General features: G+C 57.3%; 27 protein-coding genes. 6 read left to right on the top strand and 21 right to left on the bottom strand.

Annotated features, from left to right (window positions below; all coding sequences use genetic code 11):
• Positions 1-28: 28 nt before the first annotated feature.
• From LA5095_RS01020 to LA5095_RS01005, 4 genes are all read right to left on the bottom strand, one after another.
• Positions 29-667, bottom strand: coding sequence for a GNAT family N-acetyltransferase (locus tag LA5095_RS01020; RefSeq protein WP_055111178.1), 639 nt, complete (start codon positions 665-667; stop codon positions 29-31).
• Positions 668-685: 18 nt separating this feature from the next.
• A complete protein-coding gene (locus LA5095_RS01015) occupies positions 686-1,975 on the bottom strand; it encodes a M16 family metallopeptidase (protein ID WP_055111176.1) in 1,290 nt (429 codons plus the stop codon).
• Positions 1,976-1,979: 4 nt separating this feature from the next.
• On the bottom strand, positions 1,980-3,386 hold the full coding sequence (gene thrC / locus LA5095_RS01010; protein ID WP_055111174.1) for a threonine synthase: 1,407 nt from the start codon (positions 3,384-3,386) through the stop codon (positions 1,980-1,982).
• Between the two features lie 210 nt (positions 3,387-3,596).
• A complete protein-coding gene (locus LA5095_RS01005; RefSeq protein ID WP_055111172.1) occupies positions 3,597-4,196 on the bottom strand; it encodes a YqgE/AlgH family protein in 600 nt (199 codons plus the stop codon).
• 193 nt (positions 4,197-4,389) lie between these two features.
• Between LA5095_RS01005 and LA5095_RS01000 the strand changes: the two genes are divergently transcribed.
• On the top strand, positions 4,390-5,208 hold the full coding sequence (locus LA5095_RS01000; RefSeq protein ID WP_055111170.1) for a protein-disulfide reductase DsbD domain-containing protein: 819 nt from the start codon (positions 4,390-4,392) through the stop codon (positions 5,206-5,208).
• A gap of 114 nt (positions 5,209-5,322) precedes the next feature.
• Complete coding sequence (locus LA5095_RS00995; RefSeq protein WP_055111168.1) at positions 5,323-5,811, top strand: peroxiredoxin; 489 nt, start codon at positions 5,323-5,325, stop codon at positions 5,809-5,811.
• Here the strand turns inward: LA5095_RS00995 and LA5095_RS00990 are convergent.
• From LA5095_RS00990 to coxB, 8 genes are all read right to left on the bottom strand, one after another.
• The gene (locus tag LA5095_RS00990; protein ID WP_055111166.1) at positions 5,808-6,572 is read right to left on the bottom strand and encodes an SURF1 family protein; all 765 of its coding nucleotides are present in this window, start codon (positions 6,570-6,572) and stop codon (positions 5,808-5,810) included. The two genes, LA5095_RS00995 and LA5095_RS00990, sit on opposite strands and share 4 nt — an antisense overlap.
• Before the next feature lie 22 nt (positions 6,573-6,594).
• Positions 6,595-6,984, bottom strand: coding sequence for a DUF983 domain-containing protein (locus tag LA5095_RS00985; protein WP_055111164.1), 390 nt, complete (start codon positions 6,982-6,984; stop codon positions 6,595-6,597).
• Positions 6,985-7,066: 82 nt separating this feature from the next.
• The gene (locus tag LA5095_RS00980; RefSeq protein WP_055111162.1) at positions 7,067-7,945 is read right to left on the bottom strand and encodes a cytochrome c oxidase subunit 3; all 879 of its coding nucleotides are present in this window, start codon (positions 7,943-7,945) and stop codon (positions 7,067-7,069) included.
• Positions 7,946-7,994: 49 nt separating this feature from the next.
• Entirely contained in the window at positions 7,995-8,600 is a 606-nt protein-coding gene (locus LA5095_RS00975) for a cytochrome c oxidase assembly protein (protein WP_055111160.1), read from the bottom strand.
• A 10-nt stretch (positions 8,601-8,610) separates the two neighbouring features.
• The gene (locus LA5095_RS32600) at positions 8,611-8,772 is read right to left on the bottom strand and encodes a cytochrome c oxidase system small membrane protein (protein WP_196897995.1); all 162 of its coding nucleotides are present in this window, start codon (positions 8,770-8,772) and stop codon (positions 8,611-8,613) included.
• Positions 8,773-8,776: 4 nt separating this feature from the next.
• Positions 8,777-9,712: a heme o synthase gene (locus tag LA5095_RS00970; protein WP_055111158.1), complete on the bottom strand. Its 936-nt coding sequence runs from the start codon at positions 9,710-9,712 to the stop codon at positions 8,777-8,779.
• Positions 9,713-9,827: 115 nt separating this feature from the next.
• Entirely contained in the window at positions 9,828-11,423 is a 1,596-nt protein-coding gene (gene ctaD / locus LA5095_RS00965) for a cytochrome c oxidase subunit I (protein ID WP_029063729.1), read from the bottom strand.
• A gap of 76 nt (positions 11,424-11,499) precedes the next feature.
• Complete coding sequence (coxB, locus tag LA5095_RS00960; RefSeq protein ID WP_408009889.1) at positions 11,500-12,423, bottom strand: cytochrome c oxidase subunit II; 924 nt, start codon at positions 12,421-12,423, stop codon at positions 11,500-11,502.
• A gap of 577 nt (positions 12,424-13,000) precedes the next feature.
• Here coxB and LA5095_RS00955 point away from each other — a divergent pair.
• A complete protein-coding gene (locus LA5095_RS00955) occupies positions 13,001-13,498 on the top strand; it encodes an invasion associated locus B family protein (protein WP_055112574.1) in 498 nt (165 codons plus the stop codon).
• A gap of 199 nt (positions 13,499-13,697) precedes the next feature.
• On the opposite strand, the gene LA5095_RS00950 is transcribed toward LA5095_RS00955, so the two are convergent.
• The 3 genes from LA5095_RS00950 to tldD all read right to left on the bottom strand — a co-directional run bounded on the left by LA5095_RS00950 (position 13,698) and on the right by tldD (position 17,921).
• Complete coding sequence (locus LA5095_RS00950) at positions 13,698-15,488, bottom strand: monovalent cation:proton antiporter-2 (CPA2) family protein (protein ID WP_055111156.1); 1,791 nt, start codon at positions 15,486-15,488, stop codon at positions 13,698-13,700.
• Between the two features lie 373 nt (positions 15,489-15,861).
• Positions 15,862-16,476: an HAD-IA family hydrolase gene (locus LA5095_RS00945; RefSeq protein ID WP_055111155.1), complete on the bottom strand. Its 615-nt coding sequence runs from the start codon at positions 16,474-16,476 to the stop codon at positions 15,862-15,864.
• A gap of 20 nt (positions 16,477-16,496) precedes the next feature.
• Positions 16,497-17,921: a metalloprotease TldD gene (gene tldD / locus LA5095_RS00940; protein ID WP_055112572.1), complete on the bottom strand. Its 1,425-nt coding sequence runs from the start codon at positions 17,919-17,921 to the stop codon at positions 16,497-16,499.
• A 274-nt stretch (positions 17,922-18,195) separates the two neighbouring features.
• Between tldD and LA5095_RS00935 the strand changes: the two genes are divergently transcribed.
• From LA5095_RS00935 to LA5095_RS00925, 3 genes are all read left to right on the top strand, one after another.
• Entirely contained in the window at positions 18,196-18,423 is a 228-nt protein-coding gene (locus LA5095_RS00935) for a hypothetical protein (RefSeq protein ID WP_055111153.1), read from the top strand.
• Positions 18,420-18,647, top strand: coding sequence for a hypothetical protein (locus tag LA5095_RS00930; protein WP_055111150.1), 228 nt, complete (start codon positions 18,420-18,422; stop codon positions 18,645-18,647). The genes LA5095_RS00935 and LA5095_RS00930 overlap by 4 nt, the downstream gene beginning before the upstream one ends.
• A gap of 99 nt (positions 18,648-18,746) precedes the next feature.
• Complete coding sequence (locus LA5095_RS00925; RefSeq protein WP_029063721.1) at positions 18,747-18,959, top strand: DUF2093 domain-containing protein; 213 nt, start codon at positions 18,747-18,749, stop codon at positions 18,957-18,959.
• A gap of 9 nt (positions 18,960-18,968) precedes the next feature.
• Here LA5095_RS00925 and lpxK read toward each other — a convergent pair whose 3' ends face one another.
• Genes lpxK through LA5095_RS00895 form a run of 6 tightly spaced genes read right to left on the bottom strand, consistent with a single transcriptional unit; the run spans position 18,969 to position 24,433 of the window.
• Positions 18,969-19,991, bottom strand: a complete 1,023-nt coding sequence (lpxK, locus tag LA5095_RS00920; protein ID WP_055111148.1) for a tetraacyldisaccharide 4'-kinase — start codon at positions 19,989-19,991, stop codon at positions 18,969-18,971.
• Complete coding sequence (locus tag LA5095_RS00915; protein ID WP_055111146.1) at positions 19,975-21,294, bottom strand: 3-deoxy-D-manno-octulosonic acid transferase; 1,320 nt, start codon at positions 21,292-21,294, stop codon at positions 19,975-19,977. Before LA5095_RS00915 ends, lpxK begins: the two co-directional genes overlap by 17 nt.
• Entirely contained in the window at positions 21,287-21,985 is a 699-nt protein-coding gene (locus LA5095_RS00910) for a lysophospholipid acyltransferase family protein (RefSeq protein WP_055111144.1), read from the bottom strand. Before LA5095_RS00910 ends, LA5095_RS00915 begins: the two co-directional genes overlap by 8 nt.
• Before the next feature lie 28 nt (positions 21,986-22,013).
• Positions 22,014-22,253, bottom strand: a complete 240-nt coding sequence (locus LA5095_RS00905) for a DUF4170 domain-containing protein (RefSeq protein ID WP_055112570.1) — start codon at positions 22,251-22,253, stop codon at positions 22,014-22,016.
• Positions 22,254-22,290: 37 nt separating this feature from the next.
• Positions 22,291-23,103 (bottom strand): 3'(2'),5'-bisphosphate nucleotidase CysQ, encoded by an 813-nt coding sequence (locus LA5095_RS00900; protein WP_055111142.1) that lies wholly within the window; start codon positions 23,101-23,103, stop codon positions 22,291-22,293.
• A complete protein-coding gene (locus LA5095_RS00895) occupies positions 23,090-24,433 on the bottom strand; it encodes a TldD/PmbA family protein (RefSeq protein ID WP_055111139.1) in 1,344 nt (447 codons plus the stop codon). The genes LA5095_RS00900 and LA5095_RS00895 overlap by 14 nt, the downstream gene beginning before the upstream one ends.
• Positions 24,434-24,684 lie beyond the last annotated feature (251 nt).

The raw sequence follows: 24,684 nt of genomic DNA, 5'->3' as shown, positions 1-24,684 counted from the left end.
GCGAAGAACTACCGGGTTGTGGCGCATGTCACAAGAATTCTTTCAAGATACCCTCAACACTGGGGCTAATTTTTCCGGAAAGAACAGCGTGATCCTCCGCAAGACAGGCGTAAAGAAGATGATCCTGCCAGGTCCCGTTAATTAACAGGTAGTTACGTGCGTATCCCTCTCGGCGGAATCCTGCATTTTCGAGCAATCGTATCGACGCCGTATTGACCGGAATGCAGGCCGCCTCGAGACGGTGAAGGTTCAAAACGTCGAAACAAAATGGCAAGATCATGGCGACCGCTGCGGACATGTGTCTCTTTCCCGCATGACGTTCACCCATCCAGTACCCCAACGTGGCGGTCTGGCTCACACCGCGCCGGATGTTGCTGAGCGTCAGACCTCCCAGGACCTCGTTCGTCCTCGACCGGAAAAGAAGAAATGTCAGGCTTCGGCCTTCCTTGCGATCCTTGGCATAGCGCCGCAAGCGCCGGCGAAATCCGGATTTGGTCAGATCATCGGATGGCCACAACGGTTCCCACGGCTTCAGGAAGGCGCGGCTCTCATCTCGCAGTTCCGCCCAGTCCTTGAAGTCGGACATAAATGGTGGGCGGAGGAGATATCCACCCGCCTCAATCAGCAGCTCGGCGTCAGGTGACGATCCCGGCCGTAGCAATGCCATGCCCCGAACCTCGTAGTTTTACAATGACGCGGCCCGCAGCACCGGGGCCTGTTCCAGTCGTCCTGCCAGTTCATCCGCTTTCATGATGCCGTCTATCGGACCGATCGCCGTCAGCGTCGGCGTGGTTCCGACAAAAGTTTCGTGCGCAACTCTGCGAATATCCTCGGCCGTAACAGCTTCGATCTTACTGGAAATTTCATCCGGACCAAGTACCCTTCCATGAACCAGGATCTGACGTGCGATCTGACCGGCACGGGCGGCCGGACTTTCAAGAGCCATCATAAGCCCTGCCCTTATCTGCGCGCGTGATCTGGCAACTTCATCATCGGAGATCGTCTGCGAGGCAGATACTAGTTCGTCCGTGATCATCGGCATGAGCGCCGCCAGGTCGTCATGACTGGTCGCAGCGTGTAATCCGAACAGGCCGGTATCGGAAAATGCCCAGTGGAAACTGTAGATTGCGTAACACAATCCGTGCTTTTCGCGTATTTCCTGGAAGAGCCTTGACGACATGCCTCCCCCCAGAACGGATGCAAGGATCTGAATGGCATAATAGTCCTTGGACTTGTAGGCCAGGCCTTCAAAACCGATCAGTACCTGGGCTTCCATCAGGTCCTTGTTTCGAAGCGTCTCACCACCACCATATTTGGCCGTGGCATCCTGGGCGGCCGCCTCGCCGCTGAAACCACTGAACTTTTCCCTGGCAAGAGCAACCAGTTCGTCGTGTTCAACCGCACCGGCTGCCGCAAGCACCATATCCGGTGCCCTGTAGCGATCGGAAAGATAGGTGTTAAGTGCGTCCCGGTTAAATCCCTGAACGGTTTCCGGCGTGCCGAGAATCGGCCTGCCAATCGCCTGGTCCGGCCAGGCGGCTTCCTGAAACAGATCGAACGCCTGATCATCGGGCGAATCGTTCGCGGCGCCAATCTCCTGCAGGATCACATGCTGTTCGCGGGCCAGTTCCTGCGAATCGAACGTTGAGTTCTGTAGAATGTCGGACAAAAGGTCGACTGCGAGGGGGGTGTCTTCTGCCAGGATCCGCGCATAGTAGTTGGTATGCTCGATGCTGGTCGACGCGTTCAATTCGCCTCCAACCGCTTCGATCTCTTCAGCTATGCTGCGCGCTGTCCTGGTCTTGGTTCCCTTGAAAGCCATGTGCTCCAAAAGGTGCGTGATGCCATTTTGCTGCACCGTTTCCGCTCGGGACCCGGTCCGCACCCAAACTCCCAGTGCCGCCGTCTTCAAGTACGGCATCTGGTCGGTTACGACCGTCATCCCGTTTTCCAGGACAGTTGTTTGTACTTTCATATAGCTACACCCTGGCGGTGGCGGCGCGGGCGTGTGTCTCGATAAATCGTTCCACCTCGTCCAGTTCTGCCGCCAAAACCTGCTGGCGCTCCTCCGCAGTCATCATATCTTTCAGGTTGTCCGGCAGTTCGGGCCGAATACCTGAGGCTTTTTCAACCACATCCGGGAACTTCGCCGGATGAGCCGTTCCCAGCACCACCATGGGCACCGAACCGTCTTCGTGGTTCCTAGCCACGTGAACGCCGATCGCCGTATGTGGATCCAGAAGATATCCGGCCTCCTTCCACGTTCCGGCAATTGTCGCCGCCGTCTGCGCTTCGTCACAACGGCCTGCTCCGAAATGGGCTCTCATTTCAGCAAGCGGCCCTTCCTCTATCGAAAAGCTGCCCGACTGGGCGAGCTGGTCCATCATCCGGCGGACCGACGACCCGTCGCGACCGCTAACCTCCGCCAGAAGCCGTTCGAAGTTTGACGAAACCTGGATATCCATCGAAGGTGAAATCGTTGGCGTCACGACCCGCTTTTCGTAGCGGCCGGTTTCGAGTGTACGTGCCAGAATGTCGTTCACATTGGTCGCAACAATGAGCTTTTCGACGGGAAGCCCCATCTTCACTGCCGCGTAACCAGCGAAAATATCTCCAAAGTTGCCGGTCGGCACCGTGAAGGACACTTTGCGATGCGGTGCGCCAAGGGTGGCACCGGCAACAAAGTAGTAGACGATCTGCGCCAGGATGCGCGCCCAGTTAATTGAATTGACGCCCGACAGGGCGACACGGTCACGGAACGAAAAGTGATTGAACATGCCTTTGACGATTGCCTGGCAATCGTCAAAGTTTCCGGTGAGGGCGAGCGCATGGACGTTGTCTTCCGTCGGCGTCGTCATCTGGCGGCGCTGTACGTTGGAAACACGGCCATCGGGGTACAAGACAAATATGTCCGTGCGCTCGCGCCCCCTGAACGCTTCGATAGCTGCACCACCCGTATCACCGGAGGTCGCTCCGACAATTGTCGCACGCAGACCTTTTTTGGTCAGAACGTAGTCCATCATGCGCCCGAGCAGCTGCATGGCGACATCCTTGAAGGCAAGGGTCGGGCCGTGAAAAAGTTCAAGAATGAATGTGTTTGCACCGGTCTGCACGAGCGGTGTCACGGCAGGATGTCGGAAACCGGCATAGGCTTCATCGATCATCGCCTTCAGGTCTGTTTCCGGAATTGCACCGCCAACAAACGGCCGGATCACTTCCAACGCAACGTCGGCGTAAGGTTTACCCGCAAAAGAGGCAATCGTATCCGCATCGAACTGAGGCCAGGATTCGGGAAGATAGAGGCCTCCGTCGCGGGCTAGCCCCTGCAGCAGGACATCGGAAAACTCCAAGACCGGTGCTTCGCCACGCGTACTGCTGTATTTCACCCTGCCATTTCCCTCTTCGATCGTTTCAACGGACTTTGTCCGCTCCTGCCCTGCAACCAGACCCCCAACCTACTTGAAACCCGGCTGCTTTGAAACAAACCATGCCATCCAGCCGACTTACGCGCCATAACTTTCAAGCGCAAGTCGCTTTTGGGTTAAATGATGACCGTGAGCCGACAAGGCTTTTGCAACGCCACGGCATTGAAATGGTCAGGCGTGTCCGGCGTCGGAATATAACATTGCCGGATCGATCCCCATTGAACTGAGCGCCCTGCGCCATTTGGCGTCGAAATCCGTATCGAACAGGATTTCCGGATCGGCCGGTGCGGTCAGCCAACCGTTCGCCTGAATTTCGTTCTCCAGCTGTCCGGGAGCCCACCCGGCATATCCAAGTGCCAGAATAGCCTGTTCCGGGCCGTCGCCCTGGGCAAGAGCCCGCAAAATCTCCAGTGTCGCGGTCAGACAAATACCGTTGTCGATCGTCAGTGTTGACTGATTGAGCATGAAATCGTCGCTGTGAAGCACAAAGCCACGCTCGACTTCCACCGGACCACCTTTGTGGACATTCATACCGCGAACGCTGTCCGGCAACCGGATAGCGCTCTCATCATCATTCAGGATATCCAGCTGGATCAGCAATTCCTCGAGGGAAAGATGCCTGGCAACCTGATTGACAACCAGCCCCATGGCACCCTGGTCGGAATGAGAGCACAGGTAGATCACGGAGTGTTCGAACCGACTGTCAGCCATGCTCGGCATTGCAATCAGAAACTGTCCTTCAAGAGAGTCTGTTTCTTCTGCTCCGACCATAAACACCTCGACTGAGTTTGACGCCTGCGTCCGTGCAAAAGCATACCGCCTTTGAACGGCTTTGTTAATGACTGTTTCCCGTGCCGGTCGTCCGTCATTTCACTTTGCCGTAACGTGACCGTCACAAGGAAATGACCGCTGCCGGAGGCTCGGACCCATGACGAGCCGACGAAACTCGTGTAGCACTGAGCCCATGAAATACACTGTCCAGATTGCGCTCATGATGCTTTTGTGCGCCTTTTCCCCCGCCCGCGCCGAGATGACTGACTGGGTCGAGGTTCAAGGTGGCGCTGTTCGTCTGATCTCCGCCGGCCCCCTTCAGGACGGACACTACATGGCCGGGCTGGAGTTCCTGTTGGAGCCTGGCTGGCACACCTATTGGCGATATGCCGGTGAGGCCGGAATACCGCCGCAGATTTCGGTAACCGCGTCAGACAATATTGAAAATCTCGAAATTCTGTACCCCGTGCCTGAGCGTTATGATGACGGTTTTTCGGAATCGATCGTCTATCACGACGGAATAGTGTTGCCATTCCGGATTACGCCAGCGGTGAAGGATCAGGATGCCAAGCTGGAAGTCGAGGTCTTTTTCGGAATATGCAAGGATGTTTGCGTTCCAGGAGACGCTGCCCTGACACTGGACTTCAACCCGAGTGGCAACAACGATGCATTGTCAAAACGCCTTATCGAGCGGGACCTCACCGCGGTTCCTCGCCAGGAAACCAATAACGGACTGGAAATCAATTCCGTGACACATGACGGCAAGGGCTTTCTCCTTGTCGAGGCCACCGTTGGCGATGATGGTGAAGCCGACCTCTTTGCAGCGGGTCCGGAAGGATCTTTCATCGGCCTTCCGAAACCGCTGGGAAGGAACGGAGACAAGGCGACATGGCGTCTTTCGACGAAAGGCCTGGCGACAACTGCAAGTGACCGCCAGCTCAGGCTTGTGCTGTCTTCGAACGGAACAGGCGTCGAACGCCTGGAGCCCATTTCTGCGGACTGGATCGACTAGGGCGCATCCATTGACCGGATTCGTTCAAGCTTCACTCGACGTTGAACGAACAACGCTCTATCTGTGCAAGCGGACAAGTTCTTCGTTAAGTCATCCAGCAAAGGGATATTCGATATGACAATCAAGGTTGGGGAGCGCCTTCCGGACGCCACTTTCAAGATCATGACCAGCGACGGGCCCGGCGAGATGTCGTTGAAGGACATTGCAGGCGGCAAGACCCTTGTTCTGTTCGGCGTGCCCGGCGCATTCACGCCGACGTGCCACATGAATCATCTTCCCGGTTTCGTCGAGCATGCCGAAACCCTGAAAAACAAGGGTGTCGACACGATTGCGGTCCTGTCCGTCAACGATGTGTTCGTCATGGATGCCTGGGAAAAAGCCTCCAATACGGGTGGTAAAGTCACCTTTTTGGCTGACACCGGTGCGGAATTTGTCGAGGCCATCGGCCTGGGCCTCGGCCCGGCGCCTATTTTCGGCCATCTGCGTTCGCAACGTTTCGCGCTCATCGCCAAGGATGGCGAAGTTACCTTCCTGGCCGTCGAGGAAACTCCGGGCGAAGCAACGAAGACAGGCGCTGCCGCCATACTTGAAGCGCTCGGCTAAGCACTTCCACTGCCCTTGCTACGCGGCCAGAGTATCGTGGCCGCGTAGGTCAGAAACACGCCCAGAAGTGTCGCAGCCAATCCGAACCATGTCAGCGCATACCCAAGATGGTCATTCTTGAACCGGACAATGGTTTCACCGGCCTGCGGCAACCCGGCTTCGGGCGTAAACGTGCCGTCCAGATCAATGCTGTATGGCGCAAGGTTTCCGGGATCTAGCCCCAGCATCTCCCCCATCGCCTCCGTATCGCGGGCAAACCATAACCTGTCATTGGCACTCGGTTCGGGAGTGGTCCAGTTCGGTTTCTCGCTCAGCCTCAAAAGACCTGTCAGATTCACTTGCCCGGCGGGAATATTCAAGGCGGCCGCCTTCGCAGGTTCCGCAAGTCCCTGCGGCAGAAATCCCCGATTGACGAGAACCAGCCAGCCTTCCGTCGTTCTGAACGGCGCATAGACCATGACACCGGGACCTTCCGCCAGCCCTACAGGGTTTGAAAGCGCGGTGTAGTAGAAGGTGTTGCCCTCCAGGAATGCACCTGCCAACTTGACACGGCGATAGTCGTACTCTTCTCCGAGACCATCCCGCCACAGTGCCGGGCGCGGCGCTTCGACAGGCGACTTCGTGACACCTGATTCGACTTGAGCGATGAGGTTGGTCTTCCACTCAAGCCGGTCGAGCTGCCAAAAGCCGAGGTTCAGAAGAACAACAAGGCCAAGTGCTGCGGCTATTGTGGGGATGAGAAGTTTCTTTAGTCCGCCCATGGGCCGATCATGTCTCTTTGGTTCAAATGTCGTCCGGATTGTCCAGTCGGCCTTCTTCGGCTTTATGCCTGAACTGAAGTGCGATCATCAGCCCTTTTAGCGGGCGTAATACGGCAGCCGCGAGGACGACTGTCAGTGGAAGCCAAAGCAAGAGGTGCAGCCAAATCGGTGGCTGAAAGGACAGCTCAACAAACAGAACCAGTCCGACGACGACAAACCCGACGAGCATGATGACAAAGACCGCAGGGCCGTCGCCGCTGTCGGCGAAGGAATAGTCGAGGCCACAAGCACTGCAGGCCTTCTTGACGCTGAGAAATCCGTTGAAGAGTTTACCCTGGCCACAACGGGGGCATCTTCCGGATAGTCCGGAGGTCACCGGATTGACCGGCGGAAAATGGGCCTTGTCTTCCATACCTGATGCCTAAGGTTCGAAAATCAAAAACGCCCGGTCTGTCCAGCAAACCGGGCGCTTCTTGATGGAGTGGCTTGCTCACCTAGTGCGCGGCGGGAGTACCTGCACCCCAGATGTAGATGGCGACGAACAGGAACAGCCAGACGACGTCCACGAAGTGCCAGTACCAGGCGGCGGCTTCGAAGCCGAAGTGTTTTTCCACGGAGAATTGTCCGGCCAGTGCACGCAACAGGCAAACCAGCAGGAAGATTGTTCCCACGATCACATGAAATCCATGGAAGCCGGTCGCCATGAAGAAGGTCGCGCCATAGATGTTGCCGTCGAAGGAGAATGCGGCATGGCCATACTCGTAGGCCTGAACGATCGTGAACAGGACCCCGAGCAGAACGGTCAGCGTAAGGCCCCATTTCACGCCTTCACGGTCGTCGTGCAGAAGAGCGTGGTGCGCCCAGGTAACTGTCGTTCCGGAGCAGAGCAGGATCAACGTGTTCAAGAGCGGCAGGTGCCATGGGTCGAATGTTGCAATTCCGTCCGGCGGCCAGTGACCACCGGTCGCTTCAACGCGGCTGAACTGTATGGCTTCACCGGCAAAAAGCGCCGCATCGAAATATGCCCAGAACCAGGCAACGAAGAACATCACTTCAGAGGCGATGAACAACAGCATGCCATAGCGAAGGTGAAGGGACACAACGCGCGTATGGTGTCCCTCGCGCGATTCCCTGATGGTATCGCTCCACCAACCGAACATCACGTAAAGGACCACCAGCAGACCGATGGCAAACAGCCCCCAGCTTGCCGCGGCGAAGTCGATACTGAAAAGCTCGAATGATTCACCGGCTGCGGATTTCATCCATGCGATTGCGCCAATCGCCATGATGAAAGCGCCGACCGACCCGATGAAAGGCCACGGGCTCGGCTCCACCAGGTGGTAGTCGTGGTTATTGGTATGTGCCTCAGCCATCGGCAAGCTCCCCAAACACAGTCATGTCATGCGCAACAAGCGCAATCGCTCACAAGTTCGTTTCAGCAGAAGGCGCCTCAGCCCGTGCTGCAACAGGTTGTTCCGGTTCTTCTACCGGGAAGAAAGTATAGGACAAAGTGATTTCCTTCACGTGTTCCAGCTCAGGATCCTTGTCCATCTCCGGGTCGACGAAGAAGACGACCGGCATTTCGACGGTTTCACCGGATGCAAGTTTCTGCTCGGTAAAACAGAAGCAATCCAGCTTGTTGAAATATGCGCCTGCTGACGGAGGCCACACATTGAAGGTCGAGGTTCCAACAGTCTCCTCGCTACCGGTATTGGTCGCCAGATAAGCAAGTTGCGCGCTCTCGCCCATCTTGAGGGTCACCGACCGTTGTGCCGGCTTGAATTTCCAGGGCAGGGAATGATTGACATTCCCGTCAAAGCGCACGGTGATCATCCGGTTGATGACAATGTCGCTGTCACTGGTCGCAACTTGCGGAGTTCCGCCAAAACCGGTCACGCGGCAAAAGAGATCGTAAAGGGGAACGGCAGCATAGGAAGCGCCCACCATCAGTCCGAATACGCTGACGCACGCAAGGGCGACCCTGCGATTGCTGCTTGCGACCTGATTGTTGTTCTGCTCGTTTCCCACGTACGTTTCCCTAAAGAGCCCGATCCATGATACTCGGTCCCAGCTTGACGATGGTGACCACATAAAAGAGAACGACAAGCGCCAGCAACACAATCGCGATCGCAATCGAGCGAGAACGCCGCTTCTTCTGCTGTTCCGTTGTCAGCCTGATACCCTGTTCTTCTTCCGCCATCATCCTACGCCCCTGCGACCAGACTTTCGCCCAGCAACAGGGCAAACAAAAGAAACAGATAGAAGATGGAAAATCTGAACAGGTTGACGCAGGCCTTGCGTGCTTCATCGCCTTCGCGCCTGCGCCAGACGTTGGCGGCAAGCGCAAGGAAGGCCAGTCCCAGCACCGCAGAAGCAGCCCCGTAAACAGGGCTCGCAAATCCCAGGAAATACGGAGACATGCCGACGGGTGCAAGGATCAGCGAATAGGCGAGAATATGATGACGTGTGCTGGTTTCACCGGCAACAACCGGCAGCATCGGGACGCCCGCAGCACGATAGTCGCCACTCTTGAACAGGGCCAGCGCCCAGAAATGCGGCGGCGTCCACATGAAGATGATGAGGAAGAGCACAAAACTCTCCAGGCTCACCGAGCCGGTTACCGACGCCCAGCCGACCATTGGAGGAAATGCGCCGGCTGCACCGCCAATGACAATATTCTGCGGCGTGGAGCGTTTCAGCCACATCGTGTATATGACGACGTAGAAGAAAATCGTAAATGCCAGGAACGCACCTGCGAACCAGTTGACCAGCAACCCGAGCGTGACCACGGACCCGATCGCCAATGTCATGCCGAAGGCAAAGGCCTCCTCCCCGGTGATCTTTCCAGCGGGAATCGGACGCTTTTGAGTGCGCGACATGATCTCGTCGATGTCGGCGTCGTACCACATGTTCAGGGCACCCGATGCACCTGCACCGATGGCGATACACAGGATCGCAACACCGCCCAGTACCGGATGCACGGACCCCGGAGCCAGCATCAGGCCAACAAAGGCCGTGAATATGACGAGAGACATGACGCGCGGTTTCAGCAGCGCCACATAGTCGCTCACCGATCCCATTCCACCGTTCCAGACGGCGCTGTCCTGACTGATCGTATCCTGGCGCTCGACGAGCGACATGGGCGCGTCCTTCAAATTCCGTTGTACTGCATTGGCAGCTTTTCAAAGGAGGCACCGCGCCGGTTGCCGGTGCGGTGCCGATTTCAGGCCGGAGGCCGTGCCTCCGTCCGCGGGCCTATTTGATCCGCGGCAGGGTTTCGAACTGGTGGTGCGGTGGAGGTGAAGACAGTGTCCACTCCAGGGTCGTCGCCCCCTCGCCCCACGGATTGTTGCCAACCGCACGCTTCTTGGAGAAAGCCTCGGCAATACCGAACAGGAACACCAGCACGGCGAAAGCCGAGATATACGATCCGATGGAGGAAACGTAGTTCCAACCGGCCAGAGCGTCCGGATAGTCGGCATATCTGCGCGGCATGCCGTTCATGCCCAAAAAGTGCTGCGGGAAGAACAACAGGTTCACACCGATGAAGGTGATCCAGAAATGCGCCTTGCCGATGGTTTCATTGTACATGTAGCCGAACATCTTCGGGAACCAGTAGTACCAGGCTGCGAAGATCGCGAACACGGCACCAAGCGACAGCACGTAGTGGAAGTGTGCCACAACGTAGTAGGTGTCGTGGAATGCGCGGTCGAGACCGGCATTGGCAAGTTGCACGCCCGTCACGCCACCAACGGTGAACAGGAAGATGAACCCGATCGCCCAGACCATAGGTGTCTTGAACTCGATGGAACCGCCCCACATGGTGGCGATCCAGGAGAAGATCTTCACACCCGTCGGCACCGCAATGACCATCGTGGCCGCGACGAAGTAGGCCTGTGTCTCGGAGGACATGCCAACAGTGTACATGTGGTGCGCCCACACGATGAAGCCGACCACGCCGATGGCAACCATTGCATAGGCCATGCCGAGGTAACCGAAAATCGGCTTGCGGGCGAAGGTGGAAATGATGTGGCTGACGATGCCGAAGCCCGGGAGAATCAGGATGTACACTTCCGGGTGGCCGAAGAACCAGAACAGATGCTGGAACAGGATCGGGTCACCGCCGCCGGCCGGATCAAAGAACGTGGTGCCGAAGTTTCGATCCGTCAGCAGCATCGTGATGGCGCCAGCGAGAACCGGCAGGGACAGCAGCAGAAGGAACGCCGTAATCAGGACGGACCAGGCGAACAGCGGCATCTTGTGCAAGGTCATGCCCGGCGCACGCATGTTGAAGATCGTCGTGATGAAGTTGATCGCACCGAGAATGGACGATGCGCCGGCAATGTGAAGCGACAGAATTGCAAGATCCATTGCAGGTCCGGGCTGGCCGGACGTGGAAAGCGGCGGATAGATCGTCCAGCCACCACCAACGCCATTACCACCCGGAGGGCCTTCAACAAATAGCGACAGCAAGAGAAGAAGGAAAGCCGGTGGCAAGAGCCAGAAGGAAATGTTGTTCATGCGCGGGAACGCCATGTCGGGCGCGCCGATCATGATCGGAACGAAGTAGTTGGCGTATCCGCCAATCATGGCCGGCATCACCATGAAGAAGATCATGATCAGGCCATGTGCGGTCGTGAACACGTTGAACATATGCGGGTTGCTGAAATACTGCATCCCCGGTTCCATCAGTTCCATCCGCATGCCGACGCTGAGCGCGCCACCCACGATCCCGGCAAAGATCGCGAACATGAGATACAACAACCCGATGTCCTTGTGGTTGGTCGAATAGACCCACCGGCGCCATCCATATGGATGGTCATGTGCCGCATGTGCTTCGCTCGCAGCCATTTGGGGCTCCCTCTTCAAGTACTTTCAGCAGCGCTGCGTGCTATCGCGCGTCGCCGGTCAAATGAAAGCCGCCGCGTTATTTCGCGGCGACAGAGATGTCTTCGAGCTTGCCGGCAGCAAGCTTCTTTTGATCTTTGATGGATGCCATCAGCTGTTCATTGGCCGTGTCCAGGTCTTCCTGCGCCGCTGTTGCCCAGGTCTTGTACTGTTCCTTGGACACCACACGAAGAGCAATCGGCATGAACGCGTGATTGACGCCGCAAAGCTCGGAGCACTGACCGTAGTAGACACCTTCCTCGCGTGCGCGGAACCAAGTCTCGTTCAAACGACCCGGGATCGCATCGATCTTGAGACCCATCGAGGGCATTGCGAAGGCGTGGATAACATCTTCTGCCGTGACCTGAAGACGAACGGTGGTATCTACAGGAACGACGAGATCATAGTCGACCGCCAGAAGGCGAGGCACTTCGTTCAGCGACACGCCACGTGCTTCGGCAACAGCCTGACGATCATCATCAGCGATCATGTAGGAATCAAAATAAAGATCGCCCATGCCTTCGTCGGTGTACTCGTATCCCCAGTACCACTGGTATCCGATCGCCTTGATCGTCATGTCGTATTCAGGGATATCGAGCTGCTTGTAGAGCAGACGGAACGACGGGATCGCGATAACAACAAGGATCAGGATCGGCACGACCGTCCAGGCCACTTCAATCATCGTGTTGTGCGAGGTGCGGGAGGGCACCGGATTTGCCTTGGAGCTGAACTTCACCATGCAAACGACCAGCAGGGCCAGCACGAACAGCGTGATCACCGTAATGATCACCAGCGTGAACGCGTTGAACCACGTGATGTCGTCCATCATGTCAGACACCGAGGCCTGAAAGCCAAGCTGCCAGTTTGTCATACCGGATTCGGCTGCCAGGGCCGCGGTGGACACTCCAGCAAATGTTGCCGCCGCTCCGGCCAATGTCATGAGACGCTTGAAGACTGCCTTCACGTCCACGCTCCCTTCCCTCAGCCGCCTGTAAGCGGCACCTGCATACATCCTGGACCCACGATCCGGACCAATCCGGTCGGGCAGTAACGGGCTTGGCGCGAGTTCGCAAGCCTGAATCTGCCATAACCGTTCATCGGACAGGATCATCAGATAGCCGGACTATAACCATAAACCCCTATGAAGGGCGATGGTTACAATCGGCCAGAGCGGCGATCTGCCGCATCACCCCGCCGACACCATTGTGCCGCACAAAAACCACAAGAAACGCCGAGCTGCAACGGAATTTCCAACTTTTCACATCCTCAGGATGGCCTTGCCAGATTGACGCACGTCAAGGACACGCGGATTTTCGACAAAAATTCGGGCTAATCGACGGCTCGGCCCCCCGGCAGACTGGAATCAACGGCCATTGTGCGGCAATGTCTGGCCGGGATTAAACCATGATTCGCTGAGCGGACTGAAAACCAGTTGATACGCTTTTGCAGAATCGGACAACGATTGACCGGAGGATTTCTTGTCAACTCATACGCAGCAGTCCTTCCAACCACACAGCTCGGGAAAAACCGGGCTTTCCATTTTGAAACTGGCCGCCATTGCCGGGCTTTTCCTGGGCACGCTTGTCCATGGAAATCCACCTGCTCAGGCTCAAGGCGAGGTCCGATCCAGCCATGGCGATTGGCAGATGCGCTGCGATACACCTCCTGGTGCTTCCGGCGAGCAATGCGCCCTCATTCAAAATGTCACGGCTTCAGATCGCGAGAATGTCGGCCTTTCCGTGATTGTACTCAAAACCGCCGACAAACAGGCGCGCATCCTGCGCGTTCTTGCGCCGCTGGGTGTCCTGTTGCCCTCCGGTCTGGGATTGCGCGTCGACAATGCGGACATCGGACGAGCCGGGTTCGTGCGCTGCCTGCCGAACGGCTGTATCGCGGAAGTCATTTTGGAAGATGAATTGCTGACGAAACTGAAGGCCGGTGCGCAAGCAACCTTCATCATCTTCCAGACACCCGAGGAAGGTATCGGCATCCCGATTTCGCTGAACGGATTTTCGGAAGGTTTCGACACACTGCCCTAAGCCGGAAAACCATCCGTTTGTCAGCGCACAAGTGACTGCTTGTGCCGTGGAGGTCCGACGAAGCCCGGACGAGGATCCCTGCGGTCAATCCAGCGGCAAGATTGCAGTTTCAGATCCGACGGGTACCGGATCTTCGCTTCGCTGCGTCTGAAGCTAAAATCAGTGGAAACAGGAGATTCAACACGCGTAACACGTCGGTTCACGCGGCGGGCACGTCCTGCTGATCCTTCACGACTTCCTTGCGCGGCGTCACCTTGTGCAGGCGGTCCGCACCGGCATACATTCCCTTTTCAAGCTGGACGGCGAGGCGTTCCTCATCCCTGCCGCGCACATCTTCTTCAATCTGGTCGATCCGGTCCAGCGGTGTGCCGAGCGCTTCAAGCGCCGCACGGCCAAATACGACGCTGGACTCGAATGTCTCGCGAATCTGGAAATCCACACCCCGCCTGGTGAGGTCCAGAACATGGGCGCGATCTGTTGCACGGCAGAAGATCAGCGCTTCGGGAAATCCGTCGCGGATCAGGTCGATCGCCTTTGCCATCACCTTGTCGTTTTCGATGCACATGGCAACCAGCGCGGCGTTGCCAGCCCCGGCGGCTGCCAGAACGTCGGCCCGGGTCGCATCGCCATAGTAGACCTTGTAGCCCTGTTTTCGAGCGTAATCGATGCGGTCGGGCCGGTTGTCGATCGCCGTGATTTCAAGGCCTTCAGAGGTCAGTATCTGCGCGACAACCATGCCGAAACGACCGAATCCGATGACAAGAACGGTCGGTGCCGCCTCCTCGAAGGTTTCGATAGACGGGTTTTCAATGCCCTTGGCCTTGGCTCTTGCGGCAAGCCTGTCGAGCCCCAGACAGGCGAGCGGTGTCAGCAGCATTGTCAGGATGACGATAGCATTCAGCAAGTTGGCCGTCTGGTACGTCAACAGGCTGTTGCTGACGGCTGCAGTGAAGAGAACAAAGGCGAACTCGCCGCCTTGCGGCAGCGTCACCGCAATTCGCATGGCATCCGAATTCGACGAGCCGGTTCCGCGTGACAGTGCCCACAGGAAGACGCCCTTGAGCCCCATGACCACAGTGACGCCGGCGGCGACCACTATCCAGTGCTTGATGACCAGCGACACATCCAGCGACATGCCGACGGCGACGAAAAACAGACCCATGAGCAGCGACCGGAACGGCTCGATATCAGCCTCGAGCGTATGCCTGAAGCTGGATTCGGCCAGAAGTACACCCGCCAGGAATGCCCCCAGAGCCATCGACAGGCCGACGGAATGCATGATCCCGGCACTGCCGAGGGCGACCAGAAGTGCCGCTGTCAACATGACTTCGCGGGCACGGCTTGCCGCCAGAAACAGGAATATGGGTGAAATCAGATATCGGCCCGTCAGGATAACGGCCGCCACGGCTCCGAGAACGATCAGGATTTCGTTCAGGATCTCCCCTGTTGTCGAAGGCCCTTCCCCCGGTGCCAGGATCGCTACCATCGCCAGGAGCGGCACGATGGCAATGTCCTGAAGCAGCAGAATTCCGAAAGCCCGCTGTCCATAAGGCGACGAAAGCTGAGCCCGCTCCTGCAGAATTTGCAGGGCAAACGCCGTTGAGGACAGGGCGAGACCGAAGCCGGCAACAAGTGCGGTTGAAAAAGGCATGCCGACAAATCGGGCGACCGCAAACAGGCTGGCGCCTGTCAGGATGACCTGGGCTGTTCCCAACCCAAAGATATCCCTTTTCATGCGCCAGAGTTTTTGCGGGTCGAGTTCAAGTCCGATCACAAACAGCAGAAGCACGACGCCGAGCTCCGCGACATGCAGAACGTCCTCGCCCGAGCCCAGAAGCTGCAGGCCATGCGGACCAATCGCTGCTCCGGCAGCCAGATAGCCCACAACCGAGCCGAGACCCAACCTCTTGGCAATCGGAACGGCGACGCAGGTCGCTGCCAGGAACACAATCGATTCAGCAAAAAACGGAGGTGCGCCTTCCGCAGCCATCCTATCTCCTCTGCCGTGCGGCTGAAAATTCCCTTGCCCCAGCATGACAGCCAGGGAGTTGATTCCATATTAACAAAAATCAGCTGCATTAACTTTGACAAATCTAAAACAAGACAGGAATTAGTGATCAAAAAACGGTCAATTCTGCCAAAACAAGTTGCGAAATTCTAATCCACGGGCAGATCAGGTAAAAACTCTCGAAGAAATTTATCTGCTCTTGAACGAAATAATCTTGTTCGAAGACGGAACCAAATCATCCTTTTACCAGTATGCCCCTGTACTGGCCGGTCCTTTTTCTCGCCTGGGTCATTTCGATCTTGCACTATCCAAATCCGGTACCGGGCAGATGACAGAAAGACGATCTGATCTGTTGTCAGATCAGTCCGTGCCGCTGCAGGAATGCCAGAAGAGCGCCGTCGGATGTATAAACATGTCCTGTCAGACCAGCCTTCTCCGCACCGGACACGTTTGCCGCATTGTCATCGACAAAGGCGCTTTCTTCAGGCTCGTATCCGTATTTCGCACAGAGGCGACGATAGACGACCGGATCTGGTTTCCGGGCTTTGAATTCGGCGGAAACGTGTGCTTTTTCACCAAATAATTCAATCGCTTCCGGTGCACAGACAGGCAAAGCGGCCTTGAGCATCATGCCGTTGTTCGTCAGAAGCGCCAGATCGGCTCGCTCCTTGAGCCTGCGAACATGCGCCAGAACCAAAGGTCTTGCGCGCATCATCTGTCTGCGTATATCCGCCCAGGTATCGAAATCAATCGGATACCCGAGCAGACGGGCATATTGAGCCAGATAGCCTTCCGCAGTATCAGGAGATCCGGCTTCGGCCACCGCTTCATGAGGTCCACCCCAGACGGCGGCGTCAATCTCGGTCGCGGGCCGACCGGTCAGCTCTTCCAGCAGACGGAGCCTGACCTGGTGATCGTAGTCATAGAGCACCTGATCCATATCGAAAATGACGAACCGGATATCAGGCATCTCAAAATCCGTGTTCCTGATCAGACAGCCGTCCCTCCGACAGTCAACTCGTTGATGCGCATGGAGGGTTGCCCGACACCGACCGGGACACCCTGCCCCTGTTTGCCGCAAGTCCCCATGCCGGGATCGAGCTTCATGTCATTGCCGATCATGGCAACGCGGGTCAGGGCGTCAGGGCCATTGCCGATCAGCATCGCCCCCTTAACGGGAGCACCGACCTTGCCGTTTTCAACCCGGTAAGCTTCCGTACAGGAAAACACGAACTTTCCTGAAGTGATGTCAACCTGGCCGCCACCGAAGGAAACAGCATAGATGCCATCCTTCACCGACTGAAGAATCTCTTCCGGATCCTTGTCTCCGGACATCATCACGGTGTTGGTCATACGCGGCATCGGAATGTGTGCAAAGGATTGCCGACGGCCGTTGCCGGTCGGCTCCATGCCCATCAGGCGGGCGTTCTGACGGTCCTGCATATATCCTGTAAGAATACCGTCCTCGATCAGGATGGTGCGACCGGCCGGAGTGCCCTCGTCGTCAACACTCAGGGACCCTCGTCGATCGGGTATCGTGCCATCGTCGACAATCGTGACGCCCGGCGACGCGACCCGCTCTCCCATCAGTCCGGCGAAAGCCGAGGTCTTCTTTCTGTTGAAATCGCCCTCAAGGCCGTGACCGACTGCTTCATGGAGCAGAATTCCCGGCCAGCCCGGACCGAGCACAACATCAAAAGATCCTGCCGGGGCGGGCACGGCTTCAAGGTTGACGAGTGCCTGACGAAGGGCTTCGTCAACACCGCCCTGCCAGTTCTCTGCCGTGACAAAACGTTCGAAACCCTCACGGCCACCGCAGCCAAACATTCCGCTTTCCTGGCGTTCGTCATTGCCGGCAACCACGGAGATCGAAAGGCGCACCATCGGACGGGCATCGCGAACGAGATGTCCATCAGCACGCAGGATTTCCACGACCTGCCAGGAGCCGGCAAGTGACGCCGTCACCTGGCGGACCCGCGGGTCTTTTGCCCTTGCATAGGCATCGATCTCCTGCAGCAGCTTCACCTTTTCCTCGAAACTCGGTCCTCCCAGCGGATTGGCATCGGTGTAAAGAGACTGATTTGTGCGCGCGGGTGCTGCTGCGTAGCTGCCCGAATACCCCTTCGACACCGCGCTGACAGCATCCGCCGCACGCTTCAGTGCGGCCTCGGAGATATCGCCTGCATGAGCATAACCGGCTGCTTCGCCGGCAACAGCCCGCAAGCCAAAGCCCTGAGCCGTGTCATAATTGGCCCCTTTCAAGCGTCCGTTGTCGAACACCAGACCTTCCGTCTGACGATATTCGACAAACAATTCGCCATCATCCGCCCCCGCCAACGCCTCCTGCGTAATCCGCTTGGCGGAGTCCAGTCCAAGGCCGGAGGTTTCGATGAGATCTGTCGTTGAAAGGGTCATGTCGTGTCCTGTCTTCGCCCGGGTTTCGAGGCGCGAATCTGCGTGTAGACGCAAACCGGTGATCCTGTTTCCCACAACATAGGTGCATTGCGTCCGTTTTTCACACGAAAAGCAGCAAAATCCGCTTGAGGAAATTTAAACTTGAATTTAAAACTCAGCTTAAATTCGCCGAGCGAGAAGCTGCGGCACAGCCTGGCGCGTCACGCCGCCTAGCCAATTCCCCGAAAACTCGAACCAATCCCGCTGCCAAAGAGCTTGCGGAACAGGGCCCGGTATGTCCACACCAATCAATGTGACCGCAGGCGGCAGCATAACCGCGTTTCATGACATTGCCGCGCTACGCGGCGACGGACTTCACCCCAAGCTGCTGGAGGCATTGGCAAAAACCGGAACTGTTTCAGGTCCGCCCGCCGAAAACACGACGAGTGACAGAAACATCATCCCTGTTGACTTCGCCTCAAGATCAAGCTTGCCGGCTCCGGACCGGAAAGCATCGAAATGAAGTCGATCCTCGTTGCCATGCACCTGGTCGCCTGTCAGCCGGACCTCCTTGTCTGTCAGGACATGTCCGTGAATACCAAACGCTGGTCGGATATTGAAACCTGCCGCCAGGACCGGATTGGTGAAATGTTCCGGCTGAAGCAGGATTTGCCGGAGTGGGCTGTGGTCATGTCGCGCTGCCGCTATCTAATCGGCAGCGATCGTCGTTCCACTCCGGCATTCTAAATAACCGGTTTGTTTATTTGGTTCACGGCTTGCCGGATAGGCGCAAAGTACCGTAAAAGACGGGGAGAAACTGCGAAACAACACGGCAAACCGGCGACAATGAACCGATACGAAAATCCGCGCATTCCAAGCGAAGCCCGCGTCCGGTACCTGGATGGCGACTATCAGGTCGAAACGCCGGGAACATTCGTGCGCTGCGCCGTTACAGGGTCGGCGATCCCTCTGGATGAGCTGAAATACTGGTCGGTCGAGCACCAGGAAGCCTACGTCGATGCCAAGGCATCCATGAAGCGGTATCTGGAAACACGCTAACGCTTTGCCCTAGCCTTCGAAGGACTTTGCACGCAGTTTCTCGCGGATCAGCGCGTTGAGACGTTCTGCATCATCGATTTTCATCGACACGTCCAGCACCTGTGACTTTGCGACCAGCCAGCGGAACAGTTCACCTTTCGAAGATGCAAGCCGCACCATGTCTTTCTGCGTTGTCACCAATTGCAGGTCGTCGTTTTCGGCTTCCGTCAACAAGGCTCGTGCTTCTGTTTCCTCATATTTGTGGTGATCGGCAAACTCCCGTGTTTTCCTGACGCTGTACCCAAGGTCTTTCAGCGACTTGAAGAACTTTTGCGGGCGTCCGATACCTGCGAAAGCGAACAGTCCGGTGTCCTTCAGAGCGTCATTCGATTGCGGTTTCAGGTGAGCGTGCAGTATCGGCAAACCCTTGCGCCCTGCCAGGTGAACCACCTCGTCCGCCGCCTCGCCCTCACCGACCAGCACGAGACAGTCGGTCTTGATGATTTGCCTGTCGGCGGGTGCCCGCAACGGTCCTGCGGGCAGGCAATATCCGTTTCCAAGTCCCGTCGTACAGTCGACGAGAACAAGATTCAGATCCTTGGCCAAAGCCGGATTCTGGAATCCGTCGTCCATCAATATGAGATCAATCGGCTGTGTCTCCGCAAGGAGCGCACCCTTCGGACGATCCGACGATATGACCGTCGGTCCATGTGCAGCCAGCAGCAACGCTTCGTCGCCAACGTCTTCCGCGCGGTGCCTTGCCGGGTCCACGAGCAGTGGCCCTTTTTCCCGTCCACCGTATCCTCTCAGCAGAAAGCCGGGCGCAAAGCCCTCTTCCCGCAGTAAACCGGCCAGCGCAATTGCAAAGGGTGTCTTTCCGGTTCCGCCGACAACGAAGTTGCCGATGCAGATTACAGGCAACCGGCTTCTGGCCTTGGGTTTTTTGAAAAGTCTCCTGCCGGACACAAATCCGTAGGCCCAACTGAAGGGCACCAAAAGAGTCGAGGCTGGAGACAGTGACGGCTGCCACCAAAATTCAGGTGATTTGTTCATCCGCCGTCTCCTGGAGCCGCTTTGCGCGATCTCCATTCAATAGGGGTTGCAGCAACGCCAAGGATTTGTCGAGCGCACCACGTCCTGCCTCGACGAGCGCCCTTGCTGTTTCAATTTGCCGGTGGATCTTTTCGGGGTTACGGAACAACTCGCCGACTTCATTGGCGAGTTTCGTCGGATCCTGCACCCGGACAGCAGCGCCATTGCTCCAGAATTCCTTGTAGACCGCGCGGGCATTTGCAACTTTCGGCCCAGTCACCAGAGCGGACCCGCTGAGCGCTGCCTCTACCGGATTGTGCCCGCCGACATCGGCAAAAGACCCACCCAGGAACGTGACGGGCGACAAACGGTAGTACAACCCCATCTCACCAAGCGTATCACCAAGAAAGATCTCGGTTTCCGGTGTGACCGGTTGTTGAGAACTGCGCGACACGAGCGAAAGATCGCTGGCTGCAGCCAGATCGATAACGTCCTGCGCACGCGCCGGATGCCTTGGCACCAGAACAAGCAGCAGATCCGGAAATTCCTGCCGTAGCCTTTTGTAGGCATCGAACACGATTTCATCCTCGCCGGGATGGGTCAGTGCCGCTACCCAGATCCTCCGTTCACCGATTTGCGCCTGCAGAACCGTGATCGCCTCGTCATCGACCGCCGGCTCGGGCGCATCGAACTTCAGGTTTCCCGGAACCTTTACGTCGTGGCAGCCAAGCTTTTCAAATCTTTCGGCATCCGCCGGACTTTGAGCAAGCACCAGATCCAGGCACCTGAAAATGAACCGGGATATGTACGGGACACGGGACCAGTTCCGCAAGGACCCGTCGGAAAGCCTGCCATTCAACAAGACAAATGGCACATTGCGGCCGTGCATTTCGTCAAACAGGCACGGCCAGATCTCGGATTCGACAACCATCGCAAGGTCGGGTGACCAATGCTCAAGAAACCGGTTGAGTGGAACCGGCGCGTCGTAGGGTACGAACTGATGAAAGGCACCATCCGGCAGTCTTTTTTCGGCTAATTCGGAGGCAGTCACAGTCACCGTTGTCAGCAACACCGCGTGACCATCTCCGGTCAACACGTCAATCAGTGGCAGCACCGACATGGTTTCACCGACGCTTGCGGCATGAATCCATATCAGACTACCTGCCGGACGGGCCAAATCGCTCCTGCCGAAACGTTCTCCCTTTCGGGCGGGAATTTCCTTCGATGAGCGGCTCCTGAGCCCAAAAAGAACATGAAACAAAGGTGAAACGCCTTGCGCAGCGGCCCGATAGAGACTGAGCAAAACTGGGCGCTTCTCAACCATCCGACCTGCCGACCAGTTCATAGGCCCGCCTGGTAACGGCATTCAGTTCGCCTTCCACTTCCCGGCGATAGGTTTCAAGCGCGTCTTCTTCCGCGTCAGAAGGAACCCAGATCAAGTCGCCAACGGCGATGCTGCCACGCCCGAACGGCAGATTCACACTTGCCTTGTCCCAACTGTTGAGCTCAATGCTACGGCTCGTTGCGACGGCGACAGGAAGGATTGGGCGGCCCGAATGCTTGGCAAGTTGCACAATTCCCTCGCCGGCCTTGCGAGAAGGCCCTTTCGGCACGTCAGCTGTCATGGCAATGCTGTAGCCGTCCTTCAATGCTCTGACCGCTTCGATAAAACCGCGCATGCCACCGCGCTTCTTGATCTGGCGTGCATTCCGGCCACCGGAGGCCCGGATCAATCCCAGACCGAATTTGCTGGCTGCGATTGCGTTCACCTCCCCGTCGGCCGACCGGGAGATCATGACCTTGGCTGGCCAGTGCCTCGGTTTTGCAAACGGCACCATGAAGTGCTGCCCGTGCCACATCGCCACGATGACAGGCAACTCTTTCTCCGTCTCGTCGTGAATACCTTCGGGATCAACGTTGAAACGGTTGGTGTGATAGACCAGCTTCAGGTATCCGGCGAGCGCGGAACCCACGCCTGCAAGTACCCATGGATGGCGGCCAAGGCGTTTGATCATTTTTTGTTATCGCCTGAATGTTTCTGAGTTATGCCGCCGCTTCCGGATCCAGAAGGCGATGCATGTGTACAATGAAGTAACGCATATGCGCGTTGTCGACCGTGGCCTGGGCCTTGGCCTTCCAGGCTTTGCTTGCCTCGGCATAATTTGGATAGATGCCCACAATATCCAGCTCATCCAGATCCCGGAAGGTCAACCCATCCGGCGATTCCAGTTCACCGCCAAAGACCAGGTGCAACAGCTGTTTCGGGGTGTCGGTCTCGCTCATGAGCATCCTCGCTAAGTTTAATACAGGCGCTGGTCATCTACCGGATAATGTCCTCAAGCACCGCACGCACTGGTCCTATAAGCCCGGTCGAAGCCGCGATCAATGCCGGGTGACCGGTCCGACTGCGATTATAGGTCAGATCCCGGCCGGAAACGTCGGTTATCCGCCCGCCAGCCTCGTTCACCAGAAGGTCGGCTGCTGCAAGATCCCAGTCGCTCGGACCACCACGCGCTGTGCCGACATCTATACGCCCCGCAGCAACCATGACGAGCCTGTAGGCCAATGACCTGAGGATCTCGGTTTTCTGAAACCCGGCAGCAAGCACATCCGTATTCGAAATGATCGAATGCGGTCCGGTCAACGTTGCACCCGAAACACTCGTACGGCCGGAGACCCTGATCCCGGCTTCGTTCAGGAACGCCCCGCCACCCGCACGCGCCGTGAACATTTCGTTCCGCCGCGGACAGAAGACTGCACCGGTCACTGGCCGACCGTCTTCAACCACAGCGATCGATATCGTCCACTCATCGCCGCCGGCCAGGAACGCGCGGGTACCGTCTATCGGGTCAACGATGAAGACACGTCTACATTCCAGACGGGCGCGGTCGTCAGCGGTTTCCTCCGAAAGCCAGCCGTAGTCCGGACGAGCGGTCAGAAGGCGGTCCGCCAGAAACCTGTCCACCGCGATGTCCGCTTCGGAGACAGGTGACTTGTTACCCTTGAACCAGGTCTCCAGACCCTGCCCAAAGTAACCAAGCGCCAGTTCCCCTGCCTGACGAGCCGCTGTTTCCAGCAATTGAAGATCCGCAACGAGGTCACACCCGTCGGCATCCTGATCAGCTTCCGGCAAGCGCCATTCCTTCAATCATCACAGAGGGTGTCGCTGCCGAGTAGCGGTTGTCCAGGTCACTCCCGGGAACCAGCCGCCTGAACATGTCGTTCAAATTGCCAGCAATCGTAATCTCACTGACGGGTTCAACAATTTCACCGTTTTCGAACCAGAATCCGGCAACCCCGCGGGAATAGTCCCCGGTGATGCCGTTGACCCCGTGGCCAATAAGATCGGAGACCAGCAATCCGCTGCCGGCTTCCGCCATAAGCGTGTCCAACGACAACTCTCCCGGCATCAGGGTTATGTTGGTGGCACCGGGCGACGTGCCACTTCCGCTTCTGTGCGCGCGTCCATTGGGATCCAGACCCAGTTCACGAGCGGACGCACCATCAAGAAACCAGTGCTGAAGAATGCCATCCTCGATCATGTGCAAGACGGAGGCAGCCGTTCCCTCACCGTCGAACGGCCGGGTGGCCCCTCCCCTGCGCTTGAACGGGTCGTCGACAATCTGAATTCCGGGTGCGAAGATCGCTTCCCCCATACGATCCTTGAGAAAACTGGTTTTCCGGGCAATGGAGGCACCATTTATGGCGCCGGTCAGGTGACCGAGAATGCTGCGTGCGGCGCGCGATTCATAAATGACATTGGTCGTGCGCGTGGAAAGCTTTTGCGGATTGAGACGACGGACAGCACGCTCGCCCGCCCTTCTGCCGATTTCAGCGGGTGCATCGAGGTCTTCGAAATACGTCCTGCTGTCAAAGTCATAGTCACGTTCCATACTGGTGCCTTCACCAGCGACCGCCGTCATTGACATGCCATAGCGGGATGTCATGTACGACCCTTCAAATCCATGACTTGTGGCCAGCACGACACCGGCGAGGCGCCAGGATGCTCCGGCGCCACCAGACTTGCTGACCCCGGCAACCTCCAGTCCCGCCGTTTCCGCTTCAAGTGCGATATCGGCGAGCGCATCCGCGGTCATTTCCCTGCTGTCAAGAAGTTCCAGTCCGGGCATGTTCTTTACAAGGAGGTGTTCGTCGGCAAGCCCGGCATAGGGATCTTCAGGCGCAACACGAGCCATCGCCACGGCACGCTCAGCCAAGGCGCCGGGATCATCCAGCTGATTTGCGGAAACGGCCGCTGTCCGCTTGCCAACGAAAACGCGCAACGTGACGTCGTCGCCTTCGGCACGTTCGGTCTCTTCGACCTTTCCCTCCCTGACATCAACGGCGAGCGAGACGCCTGTCACCGCCACGGCATCGCAGGAATCAGCTCCGGCCTTCCGGGCCGCTTCGACAAGACGCACAGCACGCGACTGCAATTCGCTTTGATCAATCATTTCCGACATTCGTTCCGCCTTGATGGGTCTGCTTCATTCGCCCCGCTTCGGCTGTTGTTTACGCCCAGCGCCCGTGCTCCGCAACAACTTGCGCGCAAACGACCCATCGTGGACAGGGCCAGCATGTTGAACCGCCTTTGAAATTTCCGTTTCGGCCCATTTTGAACACAGGCATGAACAGATCGTTTGCACCGCGCTTACACTCCGGTAACCCTCTTTAAAATCAGAGTTTTTTAACTCTATCTCTTAAGTGGTTCACG

It is taken from the genome of Roseibium album (assembly GCF_001404515.1).
GTDB classification, from domain to species: Bacteria; Pseudomonadota; Alphaproteobacteria; order Rhizobiales; family Stappiaceae; genus Roseibium; species Roseibium album.
This window is presented reverse-complemented; position numbering and strand designations above follow the sequence as displayed.

Excerpts from the sequence above, each read along its gene's own strand:
- LA5095_RS01020 (WP_055111178.1), bottom strand. The coding sequence starts at position 667 with ATGGCATTGCTACGGCCGGGATCGTCACCTGACGCCGAGCTGCTGATT.
- LA5095_RS01015 (WP_055111176.1), bottom strand. The coding sequence starts at position 1,975 with ATGAAAGTACAAACAACTGTCCTGGAAAACGGGATGACGGTCGTAACC.
- LA5095_RS01005 (WP_055111172.1), bottom strand. The coding sequence starts at position 4,196 with ATGGTCGGAGCAGAAGAAACAGACTCTCTTGAAGGACAGTTTCTGATT.
- LA5095_RS01000 (WP_055111170.1), top strand. The coding sequence starts at position 4,390 with ATGAAATACACTGTCCAGATTGCGCTCATGATGCTTTTGTGCGCCTTT.
- LA5095_RS00995 (WP_055111168.1), top strand. The coding sequence starts at position 5,323 with ATGACAATCAAGGTTGGGGAGCGCCTTCCGGACGCCACTTTCAAGATC.
- LA5095_RS00990 (WP_055111166.1), bottom strand. The coding sequence starts at position 6,572 with ATGGGCGGACTAAAGAAACTTCTCATCCCCACAATAGCCGCAGCACTT.
- LA5095_RS00985 (WP_055111164.1), bottom strand. The coding sequence starts at position 6,984 with ATGGAAGACAAGGCCCATTTTCCGCCGGTCAATCCGGTGACCTCCGGA.
- LA5095_RS00980 (WP_055111162.1), bottom strand. The coding sequence starts at position 7,945 with ATGGCTGAGGCACATACCAATAACCACGACTACCACCTGGTGGAGCCG.
- LA5095_RS32600 (WP_196897995.1), bottom strand. The coding sequence starts at position 8,772 with ATGGCGGAAGAAGAACAGGGTATCAGGCTGACAACGGAACAGCAGAAG.
- LA5095_RS00970 (WP_055111158.1), bottom strand. The coding sequence starts at position 9,712 with ATGTCGCTCGTCGAGCGCCAGGATACGATCAGTCAGGACAGCGCCGTC.
- ctaD (WP_029063729.1), bottom strand. The coding sequence starts at position 11,423 with ATGGCTGCGAGCGAAGCACATGCGGCACATGACCATCCATATGGATGG.
- LA5095_RS00950 (WP_055111156.1), bottom strand. The coding sequence starts at position 15,488 with ATGGCTGCGGAAGGCGCACCTCCGTTTTTTGCTGAATCGATTGTGTTC.
- LA5095_RS00945 (WP_055111155.1), bottom strand. The coding sequence starts at position 16,476 with ATGCCTGATATCCGGTTCGTCATTTTCGATATGGATCAGGTGCTCTAT.
- tldD (WP_055112572.1), bottom strand. The coding sequence starts at position 17,921 with ATGACCCTTTCAACGACAGATCTCATCGAAACCTCCGGCCTTGGACTG.
- LA5095_RS00935 (WP_055111153.1), top strand. The coding sequence starts at position 18,196 with ATGTCCACACCAATCAATGTGACCGCAGGCGGCAGCATAACCGCGTTT.
- LA5095_RS00930 (WP_055111150.1), top strand. The coding sequence starts at position 18,420 with ATGAAGTCGATCCTCGTTGCCATGCACCTGGTCGCCTGTCAGCCGGAC.
- LA5095_RS00925 (WP_029063721.1), top strand. The coding sequence starts at position 18,747 with ATGAACCGATACGAAAATCCGCGCATTCCAAGCGAAGCCCGCGTCCGG.
- lpxK (WP_055111148.1), bottom strand. The coding sequence starts at position 19,991 with ATGAACAAATCACCTGAATTTTGGTGGCAGCCGTCACTGTCTCCAGCC.
- LA5095_RS00915 (WP_055111146.1), bottom strand. The coding sequence starts at position 21,294 with ATGGTTGAGAAGCGCCCAGTTTTGCTCAGTCTCTATCGGGCCGCTGCG.
- LA5095_RS00910 (WP_055111144.1), bottom strand. The coding sequence starts at position 21,985 with ATGATCAAACGCCTTGGCCGCCATCCATGGGTACTTGCAGGCGTGGGT.
- LA5095_RS00905 (WP_055112570.1), bottom strand. The coding sequence starts at position 22,253 with ATGAGCGAGACCGACACCCCGAAACAGCTGTTGCACCTGGTCTTTGGC.
- LA5095_RS00895 (WP_055111139.1), bottom strand. The coding sequence starts at position 24,433 with ATGTCGGAAATGATTGATCAAAGCGAATTGCAGTCGCGTGCTGTGCGT.